General features: G+C 70.6%; 24 protein-coding genes. 1 reads left to right on the top strand and 23 read right to left on the bottom strand.

Features of this window, described 5'->3' with window-relative positions; genetic code table 11:
• Positions 1 to 22: 22 nt before the first annotated feature.
• The 10 genes from gmk to pyrR form a co-directional block, all read right to left on the bottom strand.
• A complete protein-coding gene (gmk, locus tag IG54_RS0122445) occupies positions 23 to 616 on the bottom strand; it encodes a guanylate kinase (RefSeq protein WP_030787268.1) in 594 nt (197 codons plus the stop codon).
• Between the two features lie 38 nt (positions 617 to 654).
• On the bottom strand, positions 655 to 978 hold the full coding sequence (locus tag IG54_RS0122440; protein WP_005319887.1) for an integration host factor: 324 nt from the start codon (positions 976 to 978) through the stop codon (positions 655 to 657).
• A 255-nt stretch (positions 979 to 1233) separates the two neighbouring features.
• A complete protein-coding gene (gene pyrF / locus IG54_RS0122435; RefSeq protein WP_030787265.1) occupies positions 1234 to 2079 on the bottom strand; it encodes an orotidine-5'-phosphate decarboxylase in 846 nt (281 codons plus the stop codon).
• Positions 2076 to 3182, bottom strand: coding sequence for a quinone-dependent dihydroorotate dehydrogenase (locus IG54_RS0122430; RefSeq protein ID WP_030787262.1), 1107 nt, complete (start codon positions 3180 to 3182; stop codon positions 2076 to 2078). The genes pyrF and IG54_RS0122430 overlap by 4 nt, the downstream gene beginning before the upstream one ends.
• A 79-nt stretch (positions 3183 to 3261) precedes the next feature.
• Positions 3262 to 6570, bottom strand: a complete 3309-nt coding sequence (gene carB / locus IG54_RS0122425) for a carbamoyl-phosphate synthase large subunit (protein ID WP_030787259.1) — start codon at positions 6568 to 6570, stop codon at positions 3262 to 3264.
• A complete protein-coding gene (carA, locus tag IG54_RS0122420) occupies positions 6563 to 7717 on the bottom strand; it encodes a glutamine-hydrolyzing carbamoyl-phosphate synthase small subunit (protein WP_030787256.1) in 1155 nt (384 codons plus the stop codon). The genes carB and carA overlap by 8 nt, the downstream gene beginning before the upstream one ends.
• Positions 7714 to 8286 (bottom strand): membrane protein, encoded by a 573-nt coding sequence (locus IG54_RS0122415; RefSeq protein WP_030787252.1) that lies wholly within the window; start codon positions 8284 to 8286, stop codon positions 7714 to 7716. The genes carA and IG54_RS0122415 overlap by 4 nt, the downstream gene beginning before the upstream one ends.
• A complete protein-coding gene (locus IG54_RS0122410; protein WP_030787249.1) occupies positions 8283 to 9569 on the bottom strand; it encodes a dihydroorotase in 1287 nt (428 codons plus the stop codon). The genes IG54_RS0122415 and IG54_RS0122410 overlap by 4 nt, the downstream gene beginning before the upstream one ends.
• A 2-nt stretch (positions 9570 to 9571) precedes the next feature.
• Positions 9572 to 10564, bottom strand: coding sequence for an aspartate carbamoyltransferase catalytic subunit (locus IG54_RS0122405; RefSeq protein WP_030787246.1), 993 nt, complete (start codon positions 10562 to 10564; stop codon positions 9572 to 9574).
• A gap of 85 nt (positions 10565 to 10649) precedes the next feature.
• Positions 10650 to 11219 carry a bifunctional pyr operon transcriptional regulator/uracil phosphoribosyltransferase PyrR gene (gene pyrR / locus IG54_RS0122400; protein ID WP_030787242.1) on the bottom strand — a complete coding sequence of 190 codons (570 nt, stop codon included), beginning with the start codon at positions 11217 to 11219 and terminating at the stop codon, positions 10650 to 10652.
• A 224-nt stretch (positions 11220 to 11443) separates the two neighbouring features.
• Here pyrR and bldD point away from each other — a divergent pair, with 224 nt between their 5' ends.
• Positions 11444 to 11944: a transcriptional regulator BldD gene (bldD, locus tag IG54_RS0122395; RefSeq protein ID WP_030787240.1), complete on the top strand. Its 501-nt coding sequence runs from the start codon at positions 11444 to 11446 to the stop codon at positions 11942 to 11944.
• 207 nt (positions 11945 to 12151) lie between these two features.
• Here the strand turns inward: bldD and nusB are convergent, their stop codons facing one another.
• From nusB to IG54_RS0122330, 13 genes are all read right to left on the bottom strand, one after another.
• A complete protein-coding gene (gene nusB, locus IG54_RS0122390; protein ID WP_030787237.1) occupies positions 12152 to 12586 on the bottom strand; it encodes a transcription antitermination factor NusB in 435 nt (144 codons plus the stop codon).
• Positions 12587 to 12588: 2 nt separating this feature from the next.
• On the bottom strand, positions 12589 to 13155 hold the full coding sequence (efp, locus tag IG54_RS0122385; protein ID WP_030787234.1) for an elongation factor P: 567 nt from the start codon (positions 13153 to 13155) through the stop codon (positions 12589 to 12591).
• 57 nt (positions 13156 to 13212) lie between these two features.
• A complete protein-coding gene (locus tag IG54_RS0122380) occupies positions 13213 to 14319 on the bottom strand; it encodes an aminopeptidase P family protein (RefSeq protein ID WP_030787231.1) in 1107 nt (368 codons plus the stop codon).
• A gap of 84 nt (positions 14320 to 14403) precedes the next feature.
• Positions 14404 to 15414 (bottom strand): AAA family ATPase, encoded by a 1011-nt coding sequence (locus IG54_RS0122375; RefSeq protein WP_078594375.1) that lies wholly within the window; start codon positions 15412 to 15414, stop codon positions 14404 to 14406.
• 150 nt (positions 15415 to 15564) lie between these two features.
• Positions 15565 to 16662 (bottom strand): 3-dehydroquinate synthase, encoded by a 1098-nt coding sequence (gene aroB, locus IG54_RS0122370; RefSeq protein WP_030787225.1) that lies wholly within the window; start codon positions 16660 to 16662, stop codon positions 15565 to 15567.
• Positions 16659 to 17174: a shikimate kinase gene (locus IG54_RS0122365; RefSeq protein ID WP_030787222.1), complete on the bottom strand. Its 516-nt coding sequence runs from the start codon at positions 17172 to 17174 to the stop codon at positions 16659 to 16661. The genes aroB and IG54_RS0122365 overlap by 4 nt, the downstream gene beginning before the upstream one ends.
• The gene (aroC, locus tag IG54_RS0122360) at positions 17171 to 18355 is read right to left on the bottom strand and encodes a chorismate synthase (RefSeq protein ID WP_037897556.1); all 1185 of its coding nucleotides are present in this window, start codon (positions 18353 to 18355) and stop codon (positions 17171 to 17173) included. The genes IG54_RS0122365 and aroC overlap by 4 nt, the downstream gene beginning before the upstream one ends.
• A gap of 180 nt (positions 18356 to 18535) precedes the next feature.
• Positions 18536 to 19366 (bottom strand): shikimate dehydrogenase, encoded by an 831-nt coding sequence (locus tag IG54_RS0122355; RefSeq protein WP_030787216.1) that lies wholly within the window; start codon positions 19364 to 19366, stop codon positions 18536 to 18538.
• Entirely contained in the window at positions 19363 to 21054 is a 1692-nt protein-coding gene (gene mltG, locus IG54_RS0122350; protein WP_030787213.1) for an endolytic transglycosylase MltG, read from the bottom strand. Before mltG ends, IG54_RS0122355 begins: the two co-directional genes overlap by 4 nt.
• A 124-nt stretch (positions 21055 to 21178) precedes the next feature.
• On the bottom strand, positions 21179 to 21643 hold the full coding sequence (gene ruvX / locus IG54_RS0122345) for a Holliday junction resolvase RuvX (RefSeq protein ID WP_199809574.1): 465 nt from the start codon (positions 21641 to 21643) through the stop codon (positions 21179 to 21181).
• Between the two features lie 20 nt (positions 21644 to 21663).
• On the bottom strand, positions 21664 to 24333 hold the full coding sequence (alaS, locus tag IG54_RS0122340; RefSeq protein WP_030787209.1) for an alanine--tRNA ligase: 2670 nt from the start codon (positions 24331 to 24333) through the stop codon (positions 21664 to 21666).
• Entirely contained in the window at positions 24333 to 24707 is a 375-nt protein-coding gene (locus IG54_RS0122335; protein WP_030787206.1) for a DUF6167 family protein, read from the bottom strand. The genes alaS and IG54_RS0122335 overlap by 1 nt, the downstream gene beginning before the upstream one ends.
• A 7-nt stretch (positions 24708 to 24714) precedes the next feature.
• Complete coding sequence (locus IG54_RS0122330) at positions 24715 to 25173, bottom strand: DUF948 domain-containing protein (protein WP_030787203.1); 459 nt, start codon at positions 25171 to 25173, stop codon at positions 24715 to 24717.
• Positions 25174 to 25323 lie beyond the last annotated feature (150 nt).

The raw sequence follows: 25323 nt of genomic DNA, 5'->3' as shown, positions 1-25323 counted from the left end.
AGGGTCAAGACAGGGGTAAAGATCAAAGAACCTTCATCAAGGCTAGCAGCTCACGGGCCACGTCCTCGACGGAGGTGTTGACAAGGGTCGTATCGAACTCGGCCTCGGCGGCCAGTTCGACCTTGGCGGCGGCCAGCCTGCGCTCGATGACCTCGGGCGCCTCGGTCCCCCGGCCGGTGAGCCGGCGGACCAGCTCCTCCCAGCTCGGCGGGGCGAGGAAGACCAGCTGCGCCTCGGGCATCGACTCGCGCACCAGGCGCGCGCCCTGGAGATCGATCTCCAGGAGGACGGGCTCGCCCGCCTCCAGACGCTCGATGACGGCGCGTCGCGGGGTGCCGTAGCGGTTGCCTGCGAACTCGGCCCACTCCAGCAGCTCGCCGTTGGCGATCAGCTTGTCCATCTCGTCGTCGGAGACGAAGAAGTACTGGACACCGTGCTTCTCACCGGGGCGCGGCTTGCGCGTGGTGGCCGAGACCGAGAGCCAGACCTCGGGGTGTTCCTTGCGCATATGGGCGACGACCGTGCTCTTGCCGACCCCGGAGGGGCCGGAGAGCACGGTCAGCCGCGGACGTACGTCCGGGGGTACGGGGGTCGTCCCCCGGGATGTTGCAGCCATGCAGCGATTATCCAGGTTCTCAGGAGTGCCTGAGAACGTCAGGCAGCGCCACCGCCGAACTCGCGCTCAAGAGACGCGATCTGGTTGGAGCCGAGCCCGCGCACGCGGCGGCTCTCGGAGATGCCAAGACGCTCCATGATCTGCTTGGCGCGGACCTTGCCCACGCCCGGCAGGGACTCCAGGAGGGCGGAGACCTTCATCTTGCCGATGACATCGTTCTCCTGGCCCTGCTTGATGACCTCGTGAAGCGAGGCGCCGGAGTGCTTGAGTCGATTCTTGACCTCGGCCCGCTCCCGGCGAGCCGCGGCGGCCTTTTCGAGCGCGGCTGCGCGCTGTTCAGGGGTAAGGGGCGGAAGAGCCACGCCTACGTCACCTCGGATGTCGAACTGTCGGATACGGACCGGTGAGGAACCTAATCGCCCCACACCTGGGGAGCAACGTGCAACGCGCTTGCCCGTTGGCTCTCGTCGGAGACTAGCGGCCATGGCCGCTGGAGTCAGCGAGAACAGACGAAAAGTCCTGGTCAGCCTCTGTCGAGCCGTACATATCGGGCAATTCGGCCTCGATTTTGGCTGGTGAGTGATCGGTGGGACCCGCGCGCGGGTCCCACCGATCACTCAGGCCGCTCCGACCGCCGCCCGGATCTCGTCCGCGAAGCGCTCCGCGGCCCCCCGCAGGCCCGCGCTGTCCGGTCCGTACCGCAGCACGCCCCGGCTGACGCTCGGCACCACATTGCGCACCGCCGCGCCGAAGACGCCGGGCAGATCGGCGGGCGTCGCGCCCTGTGCGCCGATGCCGGGGGCGAGCAGCGGGCCGTTGATCCCGAGGTCGTACGACGACAGGTCGCCCAGCGTCGCGCCGACGACCGCGCCGAAGGACCCCAGGGGCTCCTCTCCGGCGTTCTCGGCGGCGAGGTGGCCGAGGACGGTGGCCGCGACCGTGCGGCCGTCCGCACGGAGCGCGTGCTGCACCTCGGCGCCCTCGGGGTTGGAGGTGAGGGCGAGCACGAAGAGCCCGGCGCCGTTCTCGCGCGCCAGCTCCACGGCCGGCTTCAGCGAGCCGTATCCGAGATAGGGCGAGACCGTGAGCGCGTCGCTGAACAGCGGCGAGTCCTTGTGCAGGAAGGTCTCGGCGTACGCGGCCATGGTCGAGCCGATGTCGCCGCGCTTGGCGTCCATGACGACCAGGGCGCCCGCCTCGCGCAGCTCCGCGACGGCCTTCTCCAGTACGGCGATGCCGCGCGAGCCGAAGCGCTCGAAGAACGCGCTCTGCGGCTTGAAGACGGCGACGGTCCCGGCCAGCGCCTCGACGACGGTCCGCGTGAACCGCTCCAGGCCCGCGATGTCGTCGTTCAGGTCCCACGCGGACAGCAGCGAGGCGTGCGGGTCGATGCCGACGCAGAGCGGTCCGCGCTCGTCCATGGCGTGGCGCAGGCGCGCGCCGAACGGCTCAAGGGCACTCATGCGGACTTCCTCACGTCGGCGCCGACGGCGTCGGCGAGGGTGGCGTACGGGCTCGTGCGCAGGCGCGCGGCGAGGCCCTTGTGGATCGCGCGGCCCCAGAACGGGCCTTCGTAGATGAAGGCGCTGTAGCCCTGGACCAGCGTGGCGCCCGCGAGGATGCGCTGCCAGGCGTCCTCGGCGTTCTCGATGCCGCCGACGCCCACGAGCGTGATGCGGTCGCCCACGCGCGCGTAGAGGCGGCGCAGGACCTCCAGGGAGCGCGCCTTGAGGGGCGCTCCGGAGAGCCCGCCGACCTCCTCGATCAGCAGGGGCGGGGAGGTCAGACCGAGGCTCTCGCGCGCGATGGTCGTGTTCGTGGCGATGATGCCGTCCAGGCCCAGCTCGACGGCGAGGTCCGCGACGGCGTCGATGTCCTCGTCCGCGAGGTCGGGGGCGATCTTCACCAGGAGCGGTACGCGACGGCCGTCGACGGCGCGGTCGGCGGCCTCGCGCACGGCGGTCAGCAGGGGCCGCAGCGACTCGGTCGCCTGGAGGTTGCGCAGGCCCGGCGTGTTCGGGGACGAGACGTTGACGACCAGGTAGTCGGCGTGGCGGGCGAGCCGCTCGGTCGACTTCACGTAGTCGGCGGCGGCCTCCTCCTCGGGGACCACCTTGGTCTTGCCGATGTTCACGCCCACGACGGTCTTGAAGACGGGCCTGCGCGAGGCCAGGCGCTCGGCGACGGCGGCCGAGCCGTCGTTGTTGAAGCCCATGCGGTTGATCAGCGCGCGGTCGGGGACCAGGCGGAAGAGGCGCTTCTTGGGGTTGCCGGGCTGCGGCTCCCCCGTGACCGTGCCGATCTCGATGTGATCGAAGCCGAGCATCGACATGCCGTCGATCGCGACGGCGTTCTTGTCGAAGCCCGCGGCGAGCCCGAAGGGGCCGTGCATCCGCAGCCCGAACGCCTCGGTGCGCAGTTCCTTGTAGCGGGGCGCGAGGGCGGCCGCGACGAACGTACGCAGGACCGGGACGCGGGCCGCGAGGCGGATCCAGCGGAAGGCCAGGTGGTGGGCCTGCTCGGGGTCCATGCGCCGGAAGACGAGGTTGAAGAAGAGCTTGTACATGTTCGATGTCCTCAGAAAGAGCCTCGCAAAGAGCCTCACAAAGAGGGGGACACCGTTTCCGGTGTCCCCCTCAGGGCTGCTAGTCGCGGGCCGCGGTCAGGCGTTCGGCGTGTTCCTGGAGTGAACGCACGCCCACATCGCCGCGTCCCAGCGCGTCGATGCCCTGGACGGCGGCGGCGAGCGCCTGGACCGTCGTGAGGCACGGCACGGAGCGCGCCACGGCCGCCGTACGGATCTCGTAGCCGTCGAGGCGGCCGCCGGTGCCGTAGGGGGTGTTGACGATGAGGTCGACGCCGCCGTCGTGGATGAGCTGGACGATCGTCTTCTCGCCGTTCGGCCCCTCGCCCTCGGACTGCTTGCGCACGACGGTGGCGTGGAGGCCGTTGCGCCTGAGCACCTCGGCCGTGCCGGACGTGGCGAACAACTCGAAGCCGTGCGCCACCAGTTCGCGCGCCGGGAAGATCATCGAACGCTTGTCGCGGTTGGCGACGGAGATGAAGGCGCGGCCCTTGGTGGGCAGCGGACCGTACGCGCCCGCCTGCGACTTGGCGTACGCGGTCCCGAACACCGAGTCGATGCCCATGACTTCACCGGTCGAGCGCATCTCCGGGCCGAGGACGGTGTCCACGCCGCGCCCGTGGATGTCGCGGAAGCGCGACCACGGCATGACGGCCTCCTTGACGGAGATCGGCGCGTCCATGGGCAGCGTGCCGCCGTCGCCCTGCTTGGGCAGCAGGCCCTCGGCGCGCAGCTCGGCGACGGTCGCGCCCAGCGAGATCCGGGCGGCGGCCTTGGCCAGCGGCACCGCGGTCGCCTTCGAGGTGAAGGGGACCGTCCGCGAGGCGCGCGGGTTGGCCTCCAGGACGTAGAGGATGTCACCGGCCATCGCGAACTGGATGTTGATGAGTCCGCGGACGCCGACGCCCTTGGCGATCGCCTCCGTGGAGGCGCGCAGGCGCTTGATGTCGAAGCCGCCGAGCGTGATCGGCGGCAGCGCGCACGCCGAGTCGCCGGAGTGGATGCCGGCCTCCTCGATGTGCTCCATGACACCGCCGAGGTACAGCTCCTGGCCGTCGTAGAGCGCGTCCACGTCGATCTCGATCGCGTCGTCGAGGAAGCGGTCGACGAGGACCGGCCTGGAGGGGCTGATCTCGGTCGACTCCGCGATGTACGAGGCGAGGCGGACCTCGTCGTACACGATCTCCATGCCGCGGCCGCCGAGCACGTACGAGGGGCGTACGAGGACGGGGTAGCCGATCTCGTCGGCGATGGCCTTGGCCTCGGCGAAGGTGGTGGCGGTGCCGTGCTTGGGCGCGGGCAGCCCGGCCTCCGCGAGCACCTGGCCGAAGGCGCCGCGGTCCTCGGCGGCGTGGATGGCCTCGGGCGGGGTGCCCACGACCGGCACGCCGTTGTTCTTGAGCGCCTGCGCGAGGCCCAGCGGGGTCTGGCCGCCGAGCTGGACGATGACGCCCGCGATCGGCCCGGCCTGCGCCTCCGCGTGCACGATCTCCAGGACGTCCTCCAGGGTGAGCGGCTCGAAGTAGAGCCGGTCGGAGGTGTCGTAGTCCGTGGAGACGGTCTCGGGGTTGCAGTTGACCATCACGGTCTCGTAGCCCGCCTCGCTCAGCGCGAAGGAGGCGTGGACGCAGGAGTAGTCGAACTCGATGCCCTGGCCGATGCGGTTCGGGCCCGAGCCCAGGATGATCACCGCGGGCTTCTCGCGCTTGGCGACCTCGGTCTCCTCGTCGTACGAGGAGTAGAAGTACGGCGTCTTCGCGGCGAACTCGGCGGCGCAGGTGTCGACCGTCTTGTAGACCGGGCGCACGCCGAGGGCCTGGCGCACCTCGCGGACGACGTCCTCGCGCAGACCGCGGATCTCGGCGATCTGGGCGTCGGAGAAGCCGTGCCGCTTGGCCTCGGCCAGCAGGTCGGCGTCCAGGCGCTCGGTGGCGGCCAGCTCGTCCGCGATCTCCTTGATCAGGAAGAGCTGGTCGACGAACCACGGGTCGATCTTCGTGTAGTCGAAGACCTCCTCGGGGGTCGCGCCCGCGCGGATGGCCTGCATGACGGAGTTGATGCGCCCGTCGGTCGGCCGGACGGCCTCTTCCAGGAGAAGCGCCTTGTCGCCGGGGTCGCCCACGAACGTGAACTGCGAGCCCTTCTTCTCCAGCGACCGCAGCGCCTTCTGGAGGGCCTCGGTGAAGTTGCGGCCGATGGCCATGGCCTCGCCGACCGACTTCATGGTGGTCGTCAGGGTCGAGTCCGCCGAGGGGAACTTCTCGAAGGCGAAGCGCGGGGCCTTGACGACCACGTAGTCGAGGGTCGGCTCGAAGGAGGCGGGCGTCTTCTCGGTGATGTCGTTCGGGATCTCGTCCAGCGTGTAGCCGACGGCCAGCTTGGCGGCGATCTTCGCGATCGGGAAGCCGGTGGCCTTCGATGCCAGCGCGGACGAGCGGGACACGCGCGGGTTCATCTCGATGACGATGACCCGGCCGTCCTCGGGGTTCACCGCGAACTGGATGTTGCAGCCGCCGGTGTCGACGCCGACCTCGCGGATGATCGCGATGCCGACGTCCCGCAGGATCTGGTACTCGCGGTCGGTCAGCGTCATCGCGGGCGCGACGGTGATCGAGTCGCCGGTGTGCACGCCCATCGGGTCGAAGTTCTCGATGGAGCAGACGACCACGACGTTGTCGTTCTTGTCGCGCATCAGCTCCAGCTCGTACTCCTTCCAGCCGAGGATGGACTCCTCCAGGAGCACCTCGGTGGTCGGCGAGAGGGTCAGGCCCTGCCCGGCGATGCGGCGCAGCTCCTCCTCGTCGTGCGCGAAGCCGGATCCGGCGCCGCCCATGGTGAACGAGGGGCGCACGACGACGGGGTAGCCGCCCAGCTCGTCGACGCCCTTGAGGACGTCGTCCATGGAGTGGCAGATGTAGGAGCGGGCGGACTCGCCGTGCCCGATCTTCTTGTTGACCTCTTCGACGACGCCCTTGAAGAGGTCGCGGTCCTCGCCCTTGTTGATCGCCTCGACGTTCGCGCCGATGAGTTCGACGCCGTACTTCTCCAGGACGCCCTGCTCGTGCATGGAGATCGCCGTGTTGAGGGCCGTCTGGCCGCCCAGTGTCGGCAGCAGCGCGTCGGGGCGCTCCTTGGCGATGATCTTCTCGACGAACTCCGGGGTGATCGGCTCGACGTAGGTGGCGTCGGCGATCTCCGGGTCGGTCATGATCGTCGCCGGGTTGGAGTTGACGAGGATGACGCGCAGGCCCTCGGCCTTGAGGACCCGGCACGCCTGGGTGCCGGAGTAGTCGAACTCGGCGGCCTGGCCGATGACGATCGGACCGGAGCCGATGACCAGGACGGACTGGATATCGGTGCGCTTAGGCACGCTGGGCTCCTTCTGCGGTCATCAGGGATACGAAACGGTCGAAGAGGTACGCGGCGTCGTGCGGGCCGGCGGCCGCCTCCGGGTGGTACTGGACGCTGAAGGCGGGGGCGTCGAGGCACTGGAGGCCCTCGACCACGTCGTCGTTGAGGCCGACGTGCGCCACGCGGACGCGCCCGTAGGGCGTGTCGATGTCCTGGTCGAGCGGGGCGTCCACGGCGAAGCCGTGGTTCTGCGCGGTGATCTCGACCTTGCCCGTGGAGCGGTCCTGGACCGGCTGGTTGATGCCCCGGTGGCCGTACTTCAGCTTGTACGTGCCGAAGCCGAGGGCGCGGCCGAGGATCTGGTTGCCGAAGCAGATGCCGAACAGCGGTGTCCGGCGCTCCAGGACGCCCTGGGCGAGGGCGGTCTCGTGGTCGGCGGTGGCGGGGTCGCCGGGTCCGTTGGAGAAGAAGACCCCGTCGGGGTTGACGGCGTAGACGTCCTCCAGGGAGGCCGTGTTCGGCAGGACGTGCACCTCGATGCCGCGCTCGGCCATCCGCCGCGGGGTCATGGCCTTGATGCCGAGGTCGATCGCGGCGACGGTGAACTTCTTCTCGCCGACGGCCGGGACGACGTACGCCTCCTTGGTGGAGACCTCGCCGACGAGGTTGGCGCCGGCCATCTCCGGGGAGGACGTCACCTTCGCGAGGAGTTCGGCGTCCGTGGCGGCCGCGGCCTCTCCGGAGAAGACGCCGCAGCGCATCGCGCCGCGCTCGCGCAGATGGCGGGTGAGGGCGCGGGTGTCGATGCCGCGGATCCCGACGACGCCCTGGTCGGCGAGCTGCTCGTCGAGCGAGCGCTGGGAGCGCCAGTTGGACGGCACCCGCGCGGGGTCGCGCACGACGTATCCGGCGACCCAGATGCGGCGGGACTCGTCGTCCTCGTCGTTCACGCCGGTGTTGCCGACGTGCGGGGCCGTCATGACGACGATCTGGCGGTGGTACGAGGGATCGGTGAGGGTCTCCTGGTAGCCGGTCATGCCGGTGGAGAACACCGCTTCGCCGAAGGTCTCCCCCACGGCCCCGTAGGCGCGGCCGCGGAAGATGCGGCCGTCCTCCAGGACAAGTACGGCGGGAACCTTGCTGGCTCCCCTGGTGGAGGTCGTCATCGTGCGGTGCCTTCCGTAGTGCTGGTCGTATTGATCATGCTGTTGATGGCCTCGACCCACTGGGCCTGCTCGGCCGCCCGGTCCGAGCGGAAGCCGGAGTCGATGAGCTTGCCGCCGTGCTCCCACGTGACGATCAGCAGACCGCCCTCGGCGAGGACCTTCCCCGCGATGCCCTTGTCGAGGCGGGCCTCGCGCAGCTGGGCCGCCGGGACGAAGAAGTCGGCGGCGCCGGGGCGTACGACGTCCAGGCCCGCGTCCGTGAGGGTCAGCTCCACGCGGCTGCGGGTGCCCAGGCCGTGCGCCACGATGCGGTCGAGCCACTGCCCTGCCGTGGTGGAGCCGTGGTAGCGGCCGGTCAGCTCCAGTTTCGCCGGGCCCGGCTCATCCGGCGCGGCGGGCAGCTCCGGCAGGTCGCCCTGGAGGGTGCCGCGCCACTTCCAGCCCTCGCGCATCAGCCAGTAGACGAGCGCGATGAAGAGCAGCAGTCCGACGACCCAGCCGAGCCGTGCGGCCCAGTCGGTCACGTCCGCCGATTCCTTCTCGGCGGCCAGTTCCACAAGAGTTGTCACGCGAGGTTCCCGTCGACGAGCGTGGCCCGACCCCTCAGCCACGTGTGCGTGACGCGGCCCGGCAGCTCACGGCCCTCGTAGGGAGTGTTGCGGCTGCGCGAGGCGAAGCTCGCGGGGTCCACTGCCCCACGGTAATCGGCGTCCACGAGGACGAGGTTCGCGGGCTCACCTGCCGAGACGGGGCGGCCGTGCCCGGTGGCCCGGCCGATCCTCGCCGGCTTGAAGGACATACGGTCGGCGACCGCCTCCCAGGTCAGCAGCCCGGTCTCGACCATCGTCTGCTGGACGACCGACAGGGCGGTCTCCAGGCCGACCATGCCCATGGCGGCCGCGGCCCACTCGCAGTCCTTGTCCTCGTGCGGGTGCGGGGCGTGGTCGGTGGCGACGATGTCGATGGTGCCGTCGGCGAGGGCCTCGCGCAGCGCCATGACGTCGCGCTCGGTGCGCAGCGGCGGGTTGACCTTGTAGACGGGGTTGTACGAGCGGACCAGCTCGTCGGTGAGGAGGAGGTGGTGCGGGGTGACCTCGGCGGTGACGTCGATGCCGCGGGACTTGGCCCAGCGCACGATCTCCACGGATCCGGCGGTCGACAGGTGGCAGATGTGGACGCGGGATCCGACGTGCTCGGCGAGCAGCACGTCACGGGCGATGATCGACTCCTCGGCGACGGCGGGCCAGCCGCCGAGGCCCAGCTCGGCGGAGACGACGCCCTCGTTCATCTGGGCGCCCTCGGTGAGCCGCGGCTCCTGCGCGTGCTGGGCGACGACACCGCCGAAGGCCTTCACGTACTCCAGGGCGCGGCGCATCATCACGGCGTCGTCGACGCACTTGCCGTCGTCGGAGAAGACGGTGACGCCGGCGGCGGACTCGTGCATGGCGCCCAGCTCGGCGAGCTTCTTGCCCTCCAGGCCGACGGTGACGGCGCCGATGGGCTGTACGTCGCAGTAGCCGGACTCCTTGCCGAGCCGGTAGACCTGCTCGACGACGCCGGCGGTGTCGGCGACGGGGAAGGTGTTGGCCATGGCGAACACGGCGGTGAAGCCACCGGAGGCGGCGGCGCGGGTGCCGGTGAGGACGGTCTCGGAGTCCTCGCGGCCCGGCTCGCGCAGATGGGTGTGGAGGTCGACGAGGCCCGGCAGGAGGATCTTGCCCCCGGCCTCGACGACGGTCGCGCCCTCGGCGGAGAGCCCGCTGCCGACGGCCTCGATCGTCTCGCCGTCGATGAGGACGTCCCGCGCCTCGCCGCCGAGCACCTTCGCACCGCGGATCAGGATCTTGCTCATGGTTACTTGCTCTCCGAATCGATGGGCCGGGTGGTGGTGCCGGTGCCGGCGGGTTCGTTGCCGCCCAGAAGCAGATAGAGGACGGCCATGCGGATGGACACGCCGTTGGCGACCTGTTCGACGACCGTGCAGCGGTCGGAGTCGGCGACCTCGGCGGTGATCTCCATGCCGCGGACCATGGGCCCGGGGTGCATGACGATGGCGTGCTCGGGCATTCTCGCCATGCGCTCGCCGTCCAGGCCGTAGCGCCGGGAGTACTCGCGCTCGGTGGGGAAGAACGCGGCGTTCATCCGCTCGCGCTGCACCCGCAGCATCATCACGGCATCGGACTTCGACAGCACGCCGTCCAGGTCGTAGCTGACCTCGCAGGGCCACCGCTCGACGCCGACCGGCACCAGCGTGGGCGGCGCGACCAGGGTGACCTCGGCGCCGAGGGTGTGCAGCAGGTCGACGTTGGAGCGGGCCACGCGGCTGTGCAGGACGTCGCCGACGATGGTGATGTGCTTGCCCGCCAGGTCCTGGCCGAGGCCCGCGTCGGGTCCGACGAGGCGGCGCCGCATGGTGAAGGCGTCGAGCAGCGCCTGGGTGGGGTGCTGGTGGGTGCCGTCACCGGCGTTGATGACGGCGGCGTCGATCCAGCCGGAGGTGGCGAGGCGGTAGGGCGCCCCGGAGGCGCCGTGCCGGATGACGACGGCGTCGACGCCCATCGCCTCCAGGGTCTGGGCGGTGTCCTTGAGGGACTCGCCCTTGGAGACGGACGAGCCCTTGGCGGCGAAGTTGATGACGTCGGCGGAGAGGCGCTTCTCGGCGGCCTCGAAGGAGATCCGGGTCCGGGTCGAGTCCTCGAAGAAGAGGTTGACCACGGTGCGGCCGCGCAGGGCGGGCAGTTTCTTGATCGGCCGGTCGGCCACCCGCGCCATCTCCTCGGCCGTGTCGAGGATGAGGACGGCGTCGTCGCGGGAGAGGTCGGCGGCCGAGATGAGGTGTCGCATCATCGGGGAGTACTCCGGTGTGTGGAGGTCTGCGGGCGCGCGGGCGCGCAGGGTCGTGCCCTGGAGCCCGTGAGGGGGAAGCCGGTCCTTAGGAAGCGGGCTTGGCGCCGAGCAGCACGGCGTCGCGGCCGTCCTCCTCGGTGAGCTGGACCTTGACCGTCTCCCGCAGCGACGTGGGGAGGTTCTTGCCGACGTAGTCGGCGCGGATGGGCAGTTCGCGGTGGCCTCGGTCGACGAGCACGGCGAGCTGCACCGCGCGCGGGCGCCCGATGTCGTTCAGCGCGTCGAGGGCGGCCCGGATGGTGCGGCCGGAGAAGAGGACGTCGTCGACGAGGACGACCAGGCGGCCGTCGATGCCGTCACCGGGGATCTCGGTGCGGGCGAGTGCGCGCGGCGGGTGCATGCGCAGGTCGTCGCGGTACATGGTGATGTCGAGGGATCCGACCGGGATCTTGCGGCCGGTGATCTCTTCGAGCTTGTCGGCGAGCCGGCGGGCGAGGAAGACGCCACGGGTGGGAATGCCGAGGAGAACCACGTCGTCGGCGCCCTTGGCGCGCTCGACGATCTCGTGGGCGATGCGGGTCAACACCCGCGCGATGTCGGGCCCCTCAAGTACGGGGCGGGCGACAGCGGAGTCTTTGGAGCCTTGCGTGTCCATATGAAACGGACCTCCTTCTCCGCCTCACGGGACGGACATTAAAGGACGTCGAAATTGCGCCAGTCACACTACCAGCACCGATGGCGGAACACGTCATCGGCCTCCACCGAAGGAGCGGTACGGACCATTCGGCTTGACGCAGGCAAGTAACGCTGCGTAACCTCACAGTGAGTTACCAGCCACGCGGCGGAGCCGCATGATTGTCGCAGCGTCCGGGGAGCTATATGTCCAGCGAATACGCCAAGCAGCTCGGGGCCAAGCTCCGCGCGATCCGTACCCAGCAGGGCCTTTCCCTCCACGGCGTCGAGGAGAAGTCCCAGGGACGCTGGAAGGCGGTCGTAGTGGGGTCGTACGAGCGCGGCGACCGTGCCGTGACCGTACAGCGCCTCGCCGAGCTGGCGGACTTCTACGGCGTCCCCGTGCAGGAGCTTCTGCCTGGTACGGCTCCCGGTGGCGCCGCCGAGCCGCCGCCGAAGCTCGTCCTCGACCTGGAGCGTCTTGCCCACGTCCCGCAGGAGAAGGCGGGCCCGCTCCAGCGCTATGCCGCCACGATCCAGTCCCAGCGCGGCGACTACAACGGCAAGGTGCTCTCGATCCGCCAGGACGACCTGCGCACCCTCGCCGTGATCTACGACCAGTCCCCCTCGGTCCTGACCGAGCAGCTCATCAGCTGGGGCGTCCTGGACGCGGACGCGCGCCGCGCCGTCGCCCATGAAGAGGTCTGATCCCACCGCCTGACACTTCAGCAGAAACGTGCCGCCGGGGTGGCCGCAGCCGAAAGGCCGCGGCCACCCCGGCGGTTTTCTGCTTTTCTCGCGCAATTACCCCGTGCAAAAACCGGGCGCGAAAACCGGGGCCGGGCGCGCGGCGGGAAAACCGGAGGGCCCGCAGCAATCCGCTGCGGGCCCTCCGGGGTGTCGTAGGAAGACGCCTTACGCCTCGTCCCGGCGCAGGGACGGCTTCAAGTCCTTGAAGCGTCCGAGCAGGCCATTGACGAAGGACGGCGACTCGTCCGTGGAGAACTCCTTGGCGAGCTGGACCGCCTCGTCGAGGACCACCGCGTCGGGCGTCCCGTCGACCCAGACCAGTTCGTAGGCGCCGAGCCGCAGGATGTTCCGGTCGACGACCGGCATGCGGTCCAGGGTCCATCCGACGGCGTACTGCGAGATGAGTTCGTCGATGCGGCGCTCGTGCTCCGCGTACCCCTCGACGAGTTCCATCGTGTACTCGCTCACCGGCGGCTGCCGGGTGTCGGACCGCGAGTGGCGCACCCAGTCGGCGAGGACCGTCAGGACGTCCGTTCCGCGCTGGTCCGCCTCGAAGAGGATCTGGAAGGCGCGCTTGCGGGCCGTGTTACGAGCAGCCACGGTTAGCTGTTCACCCGGCCGAGGTAGTCGCTGGTGCGGGTGTCGACCTTGATCTTCTCGCCGGTGGTGATGAAGAGCGGCACCTGGATCTGGTGGCCGGTCTCCAGCGTGGCGGGCTTGGTGCCACCGGTGGAGCGGTCGCCCTGGACGCCCGGCTCGGTCTCCTGGATGACCAGCTCGACGGCCGCGGGCAGCTCGACGAAGAGCACCGCGCCCTCGTGCTGCGCCACGGTGGCGGTGAAGCCCTCGATCAGGAAGTTGGCGGCGTCGCCGACGGCCTTCTTGTCGACGTGCAGCTGGTCGTAGGTCTCCATGTCCATGAAGACGAAGTAGTCGCCGTCCATGTAGGAGAACTGCATGTCGCGCTTGTCGATCGTGGCCGTGTCGACCTTGACGCCGGCGTTGAACGTCTTGTCGACGACCTTGCCGGAGAGCACGTTCTTGAGCTTGGTGCGCACGAAGGCCGGGCCCTTGCCGGGCTTGACGTGCTGGAACTCGACGACGGACCAGAGCTGGCCGCCTTCGAGCTTGAGCACCAGGCCGTTCTTGAGGTCGTTCGTGGAAGCCACGGTTGCGGAATCTCCTGCACTGACTGACTGGTGGACGACCCCGGTCGGGCACGCGCGCTAGAGCGCGAGCAGTTCCTTGGTCGTGATGGTGAGTAGCTCGGGTCCGCCGTCCGCCTCGGGGCGCACGACGAGCGTGTCATCGATCCGGACACCACCCCGGCCAGGGAGGTGGACCCCCGGTTCGACGGTGACCGGCACGCAAGCGTCCAGTTTACCCATGGCCGAGGGCGCCAGCTGCGGGTCCTCGTCGATTTCGAGCCCCACACCGTGTCCAGTCAGCGGAGGGAGGCCGTCCGCATAGCCCGCCGAGTCCAGTACGTGGCGTGCCGCGTGGTCCACGTCGCGGCACGCGGCGCCGGGTAGGAGTGCCTCCCTGCCGGCCCTCTGAGCGGCGAAGACGAGGTCGTGCAGCTCGATCTGCCAGTCCGCGGGCGAGGTCCCGATGACGAACGTACGCCCGATCTCGCAGCGATATCCGCGGTAGCTCGCCCCGAGGCAGACGGAGAGGAAGTCGCCCTCCTCCACGCGCCGGTCCGAGGGCCGGTGGACGCCCTTGCCGGAATTCGGGCCGGTGCCGACCGAGGTGGGGAAGGCGGGGCCGTCCGCACCGTGGTCCACGAGGCGCCGCTCCAGCTCCAGCGCGAGATGCCGCTCGGTGCGCCCGACCAGAATGGACTCGAGCAGCTCCCCCAGCGCCTGGTCGGCGATCTCCGCGGCGACCCGCAGACAGGAGATCTCCTCCTCGTCCTTGACGTACCGCAGCTGCTCCACCGCCCCGCCGAGGTCCACGAGCCGCAGCCCCGGGGCGACGGAGCCGAGCGCCCGGTGCCGGGCGACCGTCAGATGATGCTCCTCCACGGCCAGCGCCTCGACTCCCTGCGCGGCGGCGAGTCCGGCGGCGGCGACGGCCGGGTCGGCGCCCGCGGCGGGCAGCAGCCGCGTCCTCAGCGCCTCGTCGGGCCGCCCCTCCTCCGCCTGCTCACCGGGCGGGCGCCCGCACAGCAGCACGTCCTCGTCGCCGCCCACCAGGAGCACGGCGCCCCGGGGAGCCGCCCCGGCGAGATAACGGACATTGACGGGCCGGGAGATCAGCGCCACCGCGCCGCCACCCGCGGCGCACCGCTCCTTCACCCGCTCCCTGCGGACCGCATACACCTCTGACATGGGGCGAGCCTACGAGCGCCGTCCCGAACCGGCCCGGTCAGCGCGTCCGACCGGGCGGCGGCCCCCCGTGCGGGACCGGGGGCGCTACCACTGCGGCGGGCTTGCGATGGCGCGGGCCAGGGCGTCGTCCAGGACGCGGGCCGTGGCGGGGACGTCCAGCTGGGAGTTGTCGATGATGGGCAGGCCCGAGCCGTACCAGCCGGCCATGCGGCCGTGGATGCGGGCGACTTCCTCGTCCGTGAGGCGGCGGTTGCCGCTGCGCAGGGCGTTGCGCTCCAGGACGACCTCCAGGCCCGGCAGGAGCACGACGGGCAACAGGCCGGGGCCCACGTGGCGCTTCCAGCCGCCGAGGCCCACGACCGGGCGGTCGGGGAAGACCGCGTCGTCGAGGATGCACGATATGCCGTTCGCCAGGAAGTTCCGCGCAGCGAAGCCGCAGGTGCGGCGGGCCAGGCGGTACTGCGCCTCGGAGTGGTCGTTCCAGCCCGACTGGGGGTCGGCGAATCCCGAGCGCACCCATTCGCGTACGTCGTCGAGGCTGATGTGGGCCGTCGGCACGCGGCGGTGCTCGGCCCAGTACTTGGCGACGCTCGTCTTGCCCGCGCCCGCGGGGCCGATGAGCAGCACGGCGAGCGTCGTCGCGCCGGTGTCGGCCTGCGCCGTGCCCAGCGGGGGGCTCGGCATCGCTACGGGGCCGCCGGGCGGGAGCTGGATGTGCCCTGTGGTGTCCGGGTTCGCGGGCACGGGGCCGTGCCCCAGCTGAAGGGTCGCGGGGCCCTGCCCCTGGCCTCGCGGATGAGGCGGCTGACCCTGCGGGTGCGGGGGCTGTCCCTGCGGGTGAAGCGGTTGGCCCTGCGGGTGCGCGGGCTGTCCCTGTGCGTGCGCGGGCGGCTGTCCGGGGGCGTGCGGCAGCTGCCCCGGCGCGTGCGGCGCCGGGCCGCCCACGAAGCCCGGCGCGGGCTGCTGCGGGCCCCCCGGTGGGACGGCGCCCGGCGGCGGAGCGCTCGGGTGATGTGCGGCCGGGGACCAGCCGGTGGCCGGTCCGTGCCCCGGCTGAGGGGGCGGCGGCAGCGGAGACCCCACTGCGTGCTGCATCCGGTGCCACTCCGTCTCGTGCGACTGACGCTGGTCGGGCGGCGGCCGGGCCGCCCGTTACCGAACGGTACCGCCCCCGGCCGCTGTTGTGTGAACGGCCGGGGAGGCGCTGAGGTGCCCGTGGCCGGACAGAAAGGCCACGGAAGCGCGCTACTGGCCGACTTCGCCGTACGCGGCGAGCAGCACCGCCGGGTCGGGTCCCTCCAGGACGGTCGGCTTGCCGAGGCCGTCCAGGACGATGAAGCGCAGCAGGTCCCCGCGGGACTTCTTGTCGACCTTCATGGTCTCCAGGAGCTTGGGCCACTGGTCGTAGCGGTAGGTCAGCGGCAGCCCCACCGATTCGAGGACCGTACGGTGCCGATCGGCCGTGGCGTCGTCCAGCCGGCCCGCCAGGCGGCCCAGTTCGGCCGCGAAGAGCATGCCGACGGAGACCGCGGCGCCGTGCCGCCACTTGTAGCGCTCGTTCTTCTCGATGGCGTGCGCGAGGGTGTGCCCGTAGTTGAGGATCTCGCGCAGTCCCGCCTCCTTCAGGTCCCCGGACACGACCTCGGCCTTGACCTTGATGGAGCGCTCGATCAGCTCGGCGGTGTGCGGCCCCGTGGGCGTGCGCGCCGCCTGCGGGTCGGCCTCGATCAGCTCCAGGATCGCCGGGTCGGCGATGAAACCGGCCTTGATGATCTCCGCGAGTCCGGAGACGTAGTCGTTCACCGGGAGCGAGTCGAGCGCCGCGAGGTCGCACAGGACCCCGGCCGGCGGGTGGAAGGCGCCCACGAGGTTCTTGCCCTCGGCGGTGTTGATGCCGGTCTTGCCGCCGACCGCCGCGTCCACCATGCCGAGCACCGTGGTCGGTACGGCGATCCACCGCACCCCGCGCAGCCAGGTCGCGGCGACGAACCCGGCGAGGTCGGTGGTCGCTCCGCCGCCGACGCCGATGATGAGGTCGCTGCGCGTGAAGCCGGACTGGCCAAGGGCCTTCCAGCAGTACGCCGCGACCTCCGCCGTCTTGGCCTCCTCGGCGTTCGGCACCTGGATGGCGACGACCTCGTACCCCTGGTCGGCGAGGTCCTGGCGGAGCGCGTCGCCGGTCTCGGCGAGCGCCTCGGGGTGGATCACGGCGACGCGCTTGGTCTGGCCGCCGATGAGTCCGGGCAGCTCACCGAGGAGCTGGCGACCGACCAGGACCTCGTACGGATCCGTGCCGGCGGCGCCACCGACGCGGATACGGGTGGGGGTCTGCTCCGTCGTCATGCTTCCTTCAACTCCAGTGCGTCGAGGACCGCCTGGGCGACCTCTTCGGGGGTGCGGCCGTCGGTGGCGACGACCGCGCGGGCGACTTCGGCGTACAGATGGCGGCGGGCGTCCATCAGCTCGCGCCACTGCTTGCGCGGGTTGACGGCGAGCAGCGGGCGCGCCTGGTTGAGGCCGGTGCGCTTGACGGCCTCCTCGACGTCCATCGAGAGGTAGACGACCGGCAGCGCGGAGAGCAGGGCGCGCGTCGACTCGTCGAGGATCGCGCCTCCGCCGAGTGCGAGGACGCCGCTGTGCTCCTCGACGGCGGCGCGCACGGCCTGCCGCTCCAGGTCGCGGAAGTACGGCTCGCCCTCGTCGACGAAGATGTCGGCGATCTCGCGGCCCTGGGCGGCGACGATGTCGGCGTCGGTGTCCCTGAAGGCGCTGCCGAGCCGGTCGGCGAGCAGCCCGCCGACCGTCGTCTTGCCTACGCCCATGGGGCCGATGAGGACGATCTGCGGACCGGTCACCGGATCTGGAGGTTGTCGAGGTACGACGTCACGTTGCGCCGGGTCTCGGGGACGCTGTCGCCGCCGAACTTCTCGGCGACGGCGTCGGCGAGGACGAGCGCGACCATGGCCTCGGCGACGATGCCGGCGGCCGGGACGGCACAGACGTCGGAGCGCTGGTGGTGGGCCTTGGCGGCCTCGCCGGTGGCCACGTCGATGGTGGCGAGCGCGCGCGGGACGGTCGCGATGGGCTTCATCGCGGCGCGCACGCGCAGCAGTTCGCCGGTGGTCAGGCCGCCCTCGGTGCCGCCGGAGCGGCCGGAGGAACGCTTGATGCCGTCCTCAGTGGCGACGATCTCGTCGTGCGCCTTGGAGCCGGGCACGCGCGCGAGGTCGAAGCCGTCGCCGACCTCGACGCCCTTGATGGCCTGGATGCCCATGAGCGCGGCGGCGAGCCGTGCGTCGAGCCGCCGGTCCCAGTGGACGTGCGAGCCGAGGCCGACGGGCACGCCGTAGGCGAGTACCTCGACGACACCGCCGAGGGTGTCGCCGTCCTTGTGGGCCTGGTCGATCTCGGCGACCATCGCCTTCGACGCGTCGGCGTCCAGGCAGCGCACGGGGTCGGCGTCGAGCTGCTCGACGTCGGCGGGGGTCGGGTAGACGCCGTAGGGGGCCTTGGCGCCCGCCAGCTCCGTCACATGGCTGACGATCTCGATCCCGGCCGTCTCCTTGAGGTAGGAGCGGGCGACCGCGCCGAGCGCGACGCGGGCCGCGGTCTCCCGGGCGGAGGCGCGCTCCAGGACCGGCCGGGCCTCGTCGAAGCCGTACTTCTGCATGCCCGCGAGGTCGGCGTGGCCGGGGCGGGGGCGGGTCAGCGGGGCGTTGCGCGCCAGCTCGGCGAGTACGGCGGGGTCGACCGGGTCGGCCGCCATGACCTGCTCCCACTTGGGCCACTCGGTGTTGCCCACCATGACCGCCACCGGCGAGCCCATGGTCAGGCCGTGCCGGACGCCGCCGAGGAAGGTGACCTCGTCACGCTCGAACTTCATACGAGCGCCGCGTCCATAGCCGAGTCGCCGCCGGGCCAGATGGTCCGCCACCATGTCCGTAGTGATCGGCACGCCGGCGGGAAGCCCCTCCAGCGTGGCGACGAGTGCGGGTCCGTGGGACTCCCCAGCGGTCAGCCAGCGCAACCTGCTCAACGGTGCTCCTCATCCTCGCGCCTGGAACTGCGGTCATCGACGGCGCGGCCGGGTGCGCGGCCCTGGCCCGCCATCCCCGATCCTCCCACGTCCCCAGGGCGGCCCAGGCCTCCGGTCCATCAGGCGGACGCCGCACCCGGCTTCCGGACACGGCGTCGGCAGGCTCACCACCCCGGGGGGTCACCGCTCCGCGATCGCGTGCTCCCCGGCCTTGCGCATCGCGTCCAGCGGGGCGGGGCCGCGGCCCGTCATCTGCTCGACCTGGAGCACGGCCTGGTGCACGAGCAGGTCGAGCCCGCTGACGACCGCCCCGCCGTACGCCGACCAGCGGGCCGCGAGAGCGGTGGGCCACGGGTCGTACAGCACGTCGAAGAGGGTGGCCGGGCGCTCGGGCGCCAGGGCGGAGAGCGCGTCCGTGGTGCCCGCGGGGGTCGTCGCGATCACCAGCGGCGCGGTCAGCGCCTCGCGGGCGTCCTCCCAGGCCTCGGTCCTGACCTCCACGTCGAGCCGCTCGCCCCACTGCCGCATCTCGGCGGCGCGCGTCTCGCTGCGTACGTACGCGACGACCTCGCCGGTGCAGATCCTGGCGAGGGCGGCGAGCGCCGAGGACGCGGTGGCGCCCGCGCCGAGGATGGCGGCGGAGTCGACCTGCTCGATGCCGCGTTCGCGGAGCGCGGCGACCATGCCGGGGACGTCGGTGTTGTCCCCGACCTTGCGGCCGTCCTCCGTGAACACCACGGTGTTCACCGCCTCGACGGACGCGGCGGTCCCGCTGACCTCGTCGAGCAGCGGAATCACCGCCCGCTTCAACGGCATCGTCAGCGAGAGCCCCGCCCATTCCGGACCGAGTTCCCCGAGGAATCCGGGCAGCGCCGCCTCGTCGATCTCGAAACGGTCGTACGTCCAGTCACTCAGCCCCAGCTCGTCGTACGCGGCGCGGTGCAGCACCGGGGAGAGCGAGTGGGCGATCGGGGAGCCGAGGACGGCGGCTCGACGCTTCTGCGCGCTCATTGCCCCTTCAGGTATTTCTCGCGGTTGCGGTTCTGTTCTGCGTTGGTCTCGGCAAAGAGCGTCTTGTCCTCGCTGACCGAGACGAAGTAGTACCAATTCCCCTCGGCCGGGTGCAGCGCCGAATTCAGCGCCACCTCGCCGGGGTTCCCGATCGGCCCGGGCGGCAGGCCCTTGATCTTGTAGGTGTTGTACGGGTCCTTGATCTTGCGCAGATCGTCGACCGTGCCGGTGCCGAGCTTGGACTCGCCCCTGAGGTAGTTCACCGTGGAGTCGAAGTCCAACAGGCCATACGTCTCGGTGTTGTTGGGCTTCAGGCGGTTGTAGACGACCGTCGCGACCTTCTCGAAGTCGTGCTTGTACTTGCCCTCCGCCTGCACGAGGCTCGCCACCGTGAGAACTTCCAGCGGGTTCTTCAGATTCAGCTCGGCGGCCTTCGACGCGAGACCGAGTTCCTCGTACTTCTCATTGGCCTGGGCAACCATCTTGCGCAGGACGTCCTCGGGCTTCTGCCCCGGGGCGACGGGATAGCTGGCGGGGAAGAGGAAGCCTTCCAGCGGGTCCTTGATGTCCTTGTTGGTATTGGCCCACTTCGGAAGACCGAGCGTCTTCCACTCCTTCTTGGCGACCTTTTCCGTCGTGCCCTCGGGCAATTTCAGACGCGTATCGATCATTTTGTAGACCCCCGCGTTCCGCTTACCCTCCGGGATGATGAGGTTGTTGCGGCTCTTGGGGCTGAGCATCAATTCTACGGCGCTCGCCGCGGACATGCGCTTCTTCAGCACATAGACGCCCGCCTGAATGGTCTGCCCCTCCGGGTGCTTGCCCTGGGCTGAGACGAACGCGTCGACGCTCTTGACGACGCCGGCTTCCTTGAGCTTCTGCCCGATCACATAGCCGCCGGAGTCCTTGGGGATGTCGACCGTGGCCTCGCCCGACCCGTCGCCCGCGTAGTCCGGAGCCGCGCCGAAGCGGTCCTGGTAGAACTGGTAGCCGAAGTAGCCGACTCCGCCGAGGCCGCCCGCGAAGACCAGCGTGACGACCAGACAGGCGCAGCCGCTGCGGCGCTTCTTCGGCTTCTTGCCCGCGCGGCCACCGCGCCGGTCGCCGCGGCCGGCCCTGCGGCCGTGCTCGTCATCGTCGTCATCGTCGCCGCCCGCGAAGAAGGCGTGCTCGCCCCGGTCGGGCCCGGGGTCCCAGTCCGTCTCGGGTCCGGCCTCCTGCTCGGGGACGGTGGCGCGGCGGCGGCCCGGGGGCTCCGGCGGCTCGTAGGCGTCGGGCGTGGAGTAGTAGTCGGGGCTCTCCTGGCCGTAGCCGGCCTGCTGCCCGGCATAGGGGTCCATCGGATCGCCGCTGTACGGGACCTGCCCCTGACCGCCGGTGTCCCAGCCGCCGTCACGGGCGCCGGGCCCGCCGTTGTACACCTGCGCGGGGTCGCCCTCGTACTGCTGCTGTCCGCCGTACGCCGACTGGTCGTAGGCGGACTGCTGCTGCCCGGTGTTCCAGTCGCCGCCGTACTGCGGCTGGTGCTGCTGCGGCTGCTGATGCTGGTGCGGCTGGTGGTACTGCTCCTGGCCGCCGTAGGGGGACTGACCGCCCGCGGGCTGCTGTCCTCCCCATCCGCTGTCCCCGTACAACGGGTCCTCCGGATGCCACGGTTCGGAGCCTGGGCCCCGGCCATACTCAGTCATCGATCCCCTACATGCCGCGAGGCGGGGCCGCCGTCGGGATGGCCGGGCAGCCGTTCCGCCTCTTGATGCTGTGCGGCAGCTGTTCGAACACCGCCGCATCGCGCGGAACGTTACCGTATCGCGATCAGATGACCACTTCGACGCCCTCGCCGGGAGCTTTACCTGACGCCCGTTCGGACTCCAAGGCCTGCTGAAGGATGATCACGGCGGCCGCCTGATCGATGACGGACCTGCCCTTTTTGAACTTCACGCCCGAGGCGCGCAGGCCCTGACTGGCCGTCACTGTGGTCATCCTCTCGTCCACGAGCCTCACCGAAATGGGGGCGACCATGCGGGCTAGCTCCTGAGTGAATACGCGGATCTTGGCAGCCGCCGGGCCCTCGCCCCCGTTGAGGGAGCGAGGGAGGCCGACGACGATCTCGATCGGTTCGTACTCCTCGACAAGCTGCTTCAACCGGCGCTGGGCGGCCGGGACATCGCGCCCCGGCACCGTCTCCACCGGCGTGGCGAGGATCCCGTCGGGGTCGCACGAGGCGACCCCGATCCGGGCGTCACCGACGTCGATGGCGAGACGCCGGCCCCTGCGCATGCCCTGGGCAGGCTCGGTCATCAGGCCGTCTCGGTGACGAGGCGCTCGACGGCGGCGATGGCGTCGCCGATGGCGGCCGCGTTCTGGCCGCCGCCCTGGGCGACGTCCGGCTTGCCGCCGCCACCGCCGCCGAGGGTCTTGGCGGCCGTACGGACCAGGTCACCGGCCTTGAGGCCGCGCTCGCGGGCGGCTTCGTTGGTGGCGATGACCGTGAGCGGCTTGCCGTTGGCCGTCGTGAAGAGAGCGACCACGGCGGGGCGGTCGCCCGGGATGCGGCCGCGCACGTCGAGGACGAGCCTGCGCAGGTCGTCGGCGCCCGTGCCGTCCGGCACCTGGCCGGTGACGACGGCGACACCGCGTACGTCCTTGGCGCCCTGGACGAGACCGGCGGCGGCCTGGAGGACCTTCTCCGCGCGGAACTTCTCGATCTCCTTCTCGGCGTCCTTCAACTTGCCGAGCATGGCGGAGACCTTCTCGGGCAGCTCCTCGGGACGGCCCTTGACCAGCTCCTGGAGCTGGGCGACGACCGTGTGCTCCTTGGCGAGGAAGTTGTACGCGTCGACGCCGACCAGAGCCTCGATGCGGCGCACTCCGGAGCCGATGGAGGACTCGCCGAGCAGCTTCACCAGGCCGAGCTGGGCGGTGTTGTGGACGTGCGTACCGCCGCACAGCTCCTTGGAGAAGTCGCCGATGGTGACGACGCGCACGCGCTCGCCGTACTTCTCGCCGAACTCGGCGATGGCGCCCTGCTTCTTCGCCTCGTCGATCGACATGACCTCGGCCTGGACGTCCAGCTCGTGGGCGAGGACCTCGTTGATCTTCTGCTCGACGTCCGTCATCACGGCCGTCGGCACGGCGGACGGCGATCCGAAGTCGAAGCGGAAGCGGCCGGGCTGGTTCTCCGAACCGGCCTGGGCGGCCGTGGGGCCGAGCGCGTCACGCAGCGCCTGGTGCGTGAGGTGGGTGGCGGAGTGGGCGCGGGCGATGGCCCGGCGGCGGTGCGCGTCGATCGAGGCCCACACCGGGGCGCCGACGGTGATCTCGCCGACCTGGACGACGCCCTTGTGGACGTGGACGCCGGGGACCGGCTTCTGCACGTCGCGGATCTCGACGATGGCGCCGCTGTCCAGGCGGATGCGGCCGGTGTCGCCGATCTGGCCGCCGCCCTCGGCGTAGAACGGGGTGCGGTCGAGGACGATCTCCACGTCGTCGCCCTCGGTGGCGGCGGGCGAGGAGACGCCGTTGACCAGGAGGCCGACGATCCGGGCCTCGTTCTCGGTGAGGGAGTAGCCGGTGAAGTCGGTGGCGCCCGAGGCGTCGGCGATCTCGCGGTAGGCGTGCAGATCGGCGTGGCCGGTCTTCTTGGCCTTGGCGTCGGCCTTGGCGCGGTCCCGCTGCTCCTTCATCAGGCGGCGGAACCCGTCCTCGTCCACGGAGAGGCCCTGCTCGGCGGCCATCTCCAGGGTGAGGTCGATCGGGAAGCCCCACGTGTCGTGCAGCAGGAACGCCTTGTCACCGGAGAGGACCTGGCCACCGGCGGCCTTGGTCTCGGTGACGGCGGTGTCGAGGATGTTCGTACCGCCCTTGAGGGCCTTGAGGAAGGCGGCCTCCTCGGCGAGGGCGACGGTCTCGATGCGCTTGCGGTCGGTGATCAGCTCGGGGTACTGCTGCCCCATCGTCTCGATCACGACGTCGACGAGGTCCTTGACGACCGGGCCGGTGGCGCCGAGCAGGCGCATGTTGCGGATGGCGCGGCGCATGATGCGGCGCAGGACGTATCCGCGGCCTTCGTTGCCGGGCGTCACGCCGTCGCCGATGAGCATGGCGGACGTGCGGATGTGGTCGGCGACCACGCGCAGGGAGACGTCCGAGCCGTGCTCGGCGCCGTAGCGCACGCCGGTCAGCTCGGTGGCCTTGTCCATGACGACCCGCAGGGTGTCGGTCTCGTACATGTTCTGTACGCCCTGGAGGATCATGGCGAGGCGCTCCAGGCCGAGGCCCGTGTCGATGTTCTTCGACGGCAGCTCGCCGAGGATCGGGAAGTCCTCCTTGCCGTCGCCCGCGCCGCGCTCGTACTGCATGAAGACCAGGTTCCAGATCTCCACGTACCGCTCGTCGTTGACGGCCGGTCCGCCCTCGGCGCCGAACTCGGGGCCGCGGTCGTAGTTGATCTCGGAGCAGGGGCCGCACGGGCCGGGGACGCCCATGGACCAGAAGTTGTCCTTCTTGCCCAGGCGCTGGATGCGCTCGGCCGGGACGCCGACCTTCTCGCGCCAGATCTGCTCGGCCTCGTCGTCGTCGAGGTAGACCGTGATCCACAGGCGCTCGGGGTCGAGGCCGAAGCCGCCCTTCTCCACGGGGCTGGTCAGCAGCTCCCAGGAGAGCGTGATGGCGCCCTCCTTGAAGTAGTCCCCGAAGGAGAAGTTGCCGCACATCTGGAAGAACGTGCCATGCCGGGTGGTCTTGCCGACCTCTTCGATGTCGGGCGTACGCACGCACTTCTGCACGCTGGTGACGCGCGGCGCGGGCGGCTTGACCTCGCCGAGGAAGTAGGGCTTGAAGGGCACCATGCCCGCGGGGACGAGGAGCAGAGTCGGGTCGTCGGCGATGAGCGACGCCGAAGGGACGACGGTGTGCCCGCGCTCCTCGAAGAAGCTCAGCCAGCGGCGGCGGATTTCAGCCGACTCCATCAGTGGTCCTCATTCCGGTTGTACGAGTACCGCGTGTTGTCGAGGTACTTCGTCTTCTTGTTGGTGCTGTTGTTCGTGTCGGGCTTGTCGGGGCTGCGGTTCTCGATGACCGCGAAGCGCCGCCCGGGGGGCAGTTCGGCGTCGGGGTGGTCGTTGAGGCCGAGCGCCTCGCCCAGTTCCGCCTCGCGCTGGACCATGCCGTCGCGGACGTCGAGCGCGAAGTCCTTCAGCTTGTGGCCCGCCTCGATCGCCTTGTTCGCCGCCTGCGCGGCCAGGCTCTCGGGCGTCAGCTGCTTGAGCTTGCGGTTGACCTTGGTGGTGGCCCATACGCCGGCTGCTGCGCCCGCGGTGAACCAGAACGTACGTCGGAACATCGCTGCGTCAGTCCCTCTTATTCCGGTTGGCCCGCTTCCTCTGCCGTGCGGACGGGACGGTGCGGCCCACGATCACGGTACGACGGGACGGCTTGGCGGGCATTTCCTTCGACTCGGGGTCGGCCTTGCGGCTGATGGCCCGGCGTACGCCGTAACCGAACGCGGCCACCTTGACGAGCGGGCCGCCGAAGGTGGAGGCGACCGTCGAGGAGAGCGCGGAGGCGTTCGACGTGACCTCCTGGACGTCGGAGGCGATGGCGTCGACGCGGTCGATCTGCGTCTGGGCCGAGCGCACCGCGCTGGAGGCGTCCGCGAGGAGGGGAACCGCCTGCTCGGTCACGTCCGCGACGAGCTTGGTGGTCGCCCTGAGCGTCTGGGCCAGCCTCGCCAGTGCCACCGCGAGGAAGGAGACCAGGATCGCCCAGAAGACGGCCACCAAAATCCCGGCAACCTCTCCACCGGACACTTGGCACCGCTCCCTGAGACATCGTCCCTGAACATCGAAAAGTCGTCCTCCGACCCTATCGCGCCGGGGCCGCCGGTCCGTACCGCATTCCCGCTCGCCCTCGCAGGAGTTGCCTCAACTGTTTGTACGGTACGCATGCGGATGAGTACG

Origin of the sequence: Streptomyces sp. NRRL S-920 (assembly GCF_000717945.1) — a bacterium.
GTDB classification, from domain to species: domain Bacteria; phylum Actinomycetota; class Actinomycetes; order Streptomycetales; family Streptomycetaceae; genus Streptomyces; species Streptomyces alboniger.
Note: the sequence above shows the minus strand (reverse complement) of the source record. Positions and strands in the feature narration are given on the sequence as shown.